The organism is Paenochrobactrum gallinarii (genome assembly GCF_014205685.1).
In the GTDB taxonomy this organism is placed as follows: domain Bacteria; phylum Pseudomonadota; class Alphaproteobacteria; order Rhizobiales; family Rhizobiaceae; genus Paenochrobactrum; species Paenochrobactrum gallinarii.
In genome coordinates, this window is record NZ_JACIIU010000052.1 from 1 (window position 1) to 5309 (window position 5309).

Annotated in this window: 2 protein-coding genes; both read right to left on the bottom strand. The window is 47.1% G+C overall.

The window, feature by feature from the left end; translation table 11 throughout:
* Nucleotides 1–58: 58 nt before the first annotated feature.
* On the bottom strand, nt 59–4345 hold the full coding sequence (locus FHS77_RS15565) for a beta strand repeat-containing protein (protein WP_184224838.1): 4287 nt from the start codon (nt 4343–4345) through the stop codon (nt 59–61).
* Nucleotides 4346–4630: 285 nt separating this feature from the next.
* A complete protein-coding gene (locus tag FHS77_RS15570; RefSeq protein ID WP_184224839.1) occupies nt 4631–4819 on the bottom strand; it encodes a hypothetical protein in 189 nt (62 codons plus the stop codon).
* Nucleotides 4820–5309: the final 490 nt, after the last annotated feature.

Here is a 5309-nt window from a genome sequence, read left to right on the forward strand (position 1 = left end):
TCTGTTCGTCTGAAAACCGTGAGCGTTTCATTGTCCATCTCCTACCAAGGATTGGACTCTACCAAAATCTGGAGGAGTTTGCGGGGCTCAGGTCATCGCCCAAAACGGTATTCAACAAAAGAAGGCCGGAACCGGTATAATTGCCTAGAATAGACAATATTGCCCCACCTGTCCCGCCAAAATCTGTCACTCCATTATTACTGAGGGAGAGCATATGTGTATTGAAACCGTTCAGCATTAATGTGCCAGCTATACCAATCGTATAAGCTGAGGTGCTACTAAAAGCGCTTTGTATACCTTGTTTAAGTATGCCATCATTCAATTCGGTGGCACCATCATAGTTATTAACGCCCGACAAAGTCAGACTGCCCGAATTATTTTTTTTCAGCCCGCCAGCGCCAGAGATGATGCCGGAAAATGTACTGTTGAAGTCTTGATTGAGCGTTAGTGAGCCAGCTCCAAGTGCAATCGCCCCACCACCATCTTTGCCGTCAAGTAATCCCGATACAGTAGTGTCGAAATCCTTAAGATCAGCCGTTGCACCACTGTTGACCATTAGACGACCACGACCAAATGCATGTTTGATAATACCGGCTTGAACGGTGCCCTTTTCAACTCTTAAACCACCGGAATAGCTGTTATCACCAGTAAAGATTGTCGTCCCCACTCCCTGATGTAGCACTTCCCCCTCACCGCTGATCGTACCGGTAAAAGTTACAATGTCGGAGCGATTAAAAGCCAATGTGCCATAATCATAAGCTGTTCGTTTAAGTGATACGTCACCAGCTATGCTGCCAGCTGTGCCACCGTTTCCGAGCTTCAATATGCCTTCACTCACGGTGGTGCCACCGGTATAATGACTATCTCCTGTCAACACCAATGTACCGAAATCGGTTTTGTTCAAGCCTTTCGTGCCCTGCAACTCAACTTCAATAATTGCAGTAGTATTATTATCCACGCGAATAATAGGTGTATTCGTATCAGCAAGGATCAGTGCATCACCTTGTAGATGATAGCCATCTGTTGAAAATTGCATTCCGCTTACTGTTACTGTACCTGTGCTATCACTCAATGAGACAATGCCAGAGAATCCGGCGAAAATAGCAAAGTCATCGTCTTTCCAGCTTCCACTGGCAATGCCATCTGCATCAGTCCAATTCGGATCAACATTATTCCAGACGCCATCACCACCATTAATTGTGCCATTGCCATGCTTGCTCGTATCTGCACCATTCCAAAAATTTAGGGAGGCACCCGCTGAATTTACAAGATTTACCTGTTTGGCAACGCTCGTTTGTATCGTCATTGAAGCACTATTGCCGGCAGGCACAGAGCCAATTACGAATCCATCATCAGTTAACGCACCATCATAATCAAAGACACGATATAAGCCTGGACCAAAGCCACCCTTATCTGTAATGTTTAGCTGGCCATTAAGTGTCAAATTGCCTTGAATATAAAACAGACCATTTGTTGATGGCGCTCCAAGAGTAACATTAATATTATTGCCTGCTGCCAGGCTTAAGTCTTTTTCAAAGGTCAAGACCTGCCCTTGCCGTCCAACCAAACTGGCTCCGCCAGGATCCAGTATTGCTTCCCCTTTAATAGTACCATTGCCACCAAGGCTGCCATTAAGTGCTACATCCACCGTACCACCAAGCGCTCCATGCACTAAAATTGTGCCGCTACTCACTAGAGTTCTACCAGTGAAAGCGGAGCTATCACCATTAAGTGACAGCGCGCCCGTCCCTATCTGCTGTAACAGGCCAGTGCCACTAACCACACCGTTAAAATTCAATGCGTCAGAACGATTGAAGGCAAATGTGGCATTCTTATCAATGAAAGCATTACCTGATATATTGCCTGTGATATGCCCGTCCCCGATTTGTAGATTGCCCTCTACAACATTTGTAGCACCCGTATAGGTATTATCAGATACTAAGACCGTAGTGCCGGTACCTATCTGTGAAACAGATCCGCTTCCTGAGATGATGCCATCAAAAGTCAGGCTGTCCTGACGATTGAAACTCAAGATACCACTGTTAACCACATTGCCAATAATACTGCCTGTTGTACCAGAGTTTCCAAGGCGCAAAGTACCTGACAAAATCACGGTGCCGCCTGTATAATTATTATCAGAGGTCAGTGTAATAATATCTGCACTATGTTTTTCGACACTGCCGGTTCCGGATATTACCCCTGAAAATACGACGTCGCTGGCAAGGTTAAAAGCGAGTGTTCCTTTAGTCGTGGCGTCTGTACCTGTAATCACATTACCAGTCACGCTGCCGGCTGTGCCGCCATCCCCAATTTGCAAAACACCTTTTTTAATCGTCCAGCTTTGGGAGTATCCTGTCAGTGACCAATGACTGGCGCCATCTTTTATATTAGTCTGAAAGCCACGATATTGTGGAGTTCCAGTGATCTCAACGCTTATGCTATCTGAGAAAGTAGCATTATCATCACCACCAAGGATGAATGTATTACCACTTTTTTGCGCTACGACATCGCCATTGATTATCGATCCAGCATGAAGCTCAAGTGTGCTGTTTCCACCTGTAAAGCTGATTGCAGATGCTTGAAGCTGACTATTGCCCGATAGACCACCACTTATGATGCCTGAGTTTATTACTTTGCCATCAGCACCTGACAATAAAATACCATAACCACCCAAACCGTCTTCGCCGTAGTCTCCAGATGGTTGTAATCCACCTGCACCACCTGCGCCACCTGCAATCGTGCCAGCATTGGTGATGATGCTCCCTTGGTTGGCCGTTATACCATTTCCTCCAACCCCGCCAGAACGTGGCGATGGAGCGGAAATATTTATACTTGACTGGTCTCCTCCAGCACCGCCAGCACCGCCTTGAATAGCACCACTCTCATTGTTTACCTTACTTGCGTTCCCTAATTGTAAGGCGTCGGCACCATTTCCACCAGAGCCACTGTATGAAAACTTGCCGTGGTTCGAATACCGATTATTAAAAAAAGGATCGCCGCCTTTTCCACCATTTTTGCCATCTCCACCAGTGATAGAGCCGCCAGAATTAGTTACAATATTATCCGTACCAGATAACTGAACAGCAATGCCGCCATTTCCTCCGTTGCCACCATCGCCCGATTTAAGATTACCTATTGTTCCCTGTGTTGTGCCGGAACCTCCGCCTTCCCCCCCTATCGAGCCGTCCCCGCCTGATAGGAACCCTTTATTAGTCAGGATTGCGGTTCCCGAAAAAATAACTGCACTACCACCGTTGCCACCGTCACCTCCAGCACCTCCGGAACCTGCAGATTTAAAATCATAACCACCCTGCCCCCCCTTGCCTCCTTGGCCACCACTGCCACCATTAATAGTGCCTTCATTAGTTAAGGTGCCGCCACCGAAAACTCGGATACCATACCCCCCGTCCTCTCCTTTTCCACCCTCTCCACCTGTCCCGCCAATACTTGGGGATCCGGTAAGCGAGCCTTCAGAATTGCCGCCGTGTCCTGCATTCCCTGCGGCCCCACCCATACCACCGTGGATCAAACCAGACGTTGTGTTGTTTATAGTTACTCCATCATTGAAAAGTGCTGCAGTTCCTCCCTTGCCGCCATTTCCACTTGAGCCGCCATCGTGGCTGATTAGTGATGCGGAGGCTTTAATATTTTGTCCGTCCGATCCATTTCCGCCACCGCCGCCATTTCCGCCTCTGACAGTACCGGAATTTGTCGCAGTCGTAGCATTGCCATAATATATTCCGATCCCGCCATCACCTCCACCGCCAGCACTGCTGCCGCTTTTCTCCGATGACATATTGGCAGATGCTCCATTTCCGCCGCTTCCACCGCTTCCACCATTGATCATGGTCTGGCTTTCAAAGATAACCTCAGTGGAGATGACGCCTGCTCCTCCCGCGCCGCCGCCACCACCTCCACCAGCATTTTTGTTTTCTGATAGAGTTCCATTCGTTCCGGCCAAACCATCGCCGCCAGTGATGGTAACAATAGAACTTTGATCAACCGTTGAAGCGCCTAAAGCACCACCGGATCCGCCTATCCCTGCCCCTGCTGGAGTGCCGGTACCCGCTCCACCGTCCCCTCCGACTCCTCCAATACCATTCGTACCTGGAGCTCCGTCCATGCCATTTGTACCGTTAGAAGATTCCCCTCCGTTTCCTCCGCGGCTCTCTATATTTGCCGCCCAAACATTGGCACTTTGACTAAAACCCAATACTGAAACACTCGTAACCGCCCACAGGGCCGCATTCACACTGGGTTTGATGATCCTCATCAACGCTAGAGGAGAGGCTGCACATGAAATTATTTTAAATTGCATTTTGTAAATATTTTTAATTTTAAACATCCTGTCGCACCATATATATTAATGTCATTTTAAAAAACATAATTATTTATAATATATTTTTAATAGAATTTGTATTCTATATTTACTATCATTGTTTTTGTCATGCGTATAGGAGTAAAAAAATCGATAAATACAAAAAACAATGACTGCATCTTAAATATTAGGTCACAAAAACACCAAGAAGAGAAAAGGAGCAGTATCTGTTACCTAATCACACAGAACAAAGAAGAAAAGACCAGATTTTCGAAGACTTACAGCTGATGGGAGCCATCACGTCCTGTTTGATCACGATATCGCAGAAAGCATCCAGTCTACTGAAGTAGCGTTCAGCAAGTCAGAGGTGGTTATTTTAGTATAGTCCAGCCAGCGGCGTTGCTTGGTAGTAGTCGCAATCAAGCGCATAGCCTTTACAAGGCCTTTGGCAAGATCATCCTTCACCAGCCATTCAGGAATGCAATGCCACACCTGCCCCATGCAAAGCAAAGCCTCGAAGTGTGGAAGAACTATCCGCCGACATGACTGCCTGATGGTGAACATCAGGGACTTCCGTTGTGTTTTATGGTGTCTCCACACGCCAGATCAAGGGAGTATCTAAACGGCTATGGGCTATCCATGCCAGAGAGCGTAGATAATTCAATACAACTGGTTCACTAAATTGGCTGTTTTGCAAATAATCGGGCGATACAACCGGAATAATATCAAATTTTCAATCAGTGCAGCACGGTAGCCTGAATCGGCAAACTGCCCTAGACGTATAACAATGTCGAATTTTTCGGCCACAAGATTGGCATGATGGGAAGAGGCGCTATGCTGTATTCTGAGTTGCGGATGTGACGTGCTCCCCTTTTTAGGACCACCCGGCTGGTGGATTTCCCGGGGTTTAGGCTTTGGGCGAACCAGATGCGCCTGAGCCATTCATCAACGAAATCGGCGGTTTATTCCCTATAGCGCTGTGAGGTCGAAC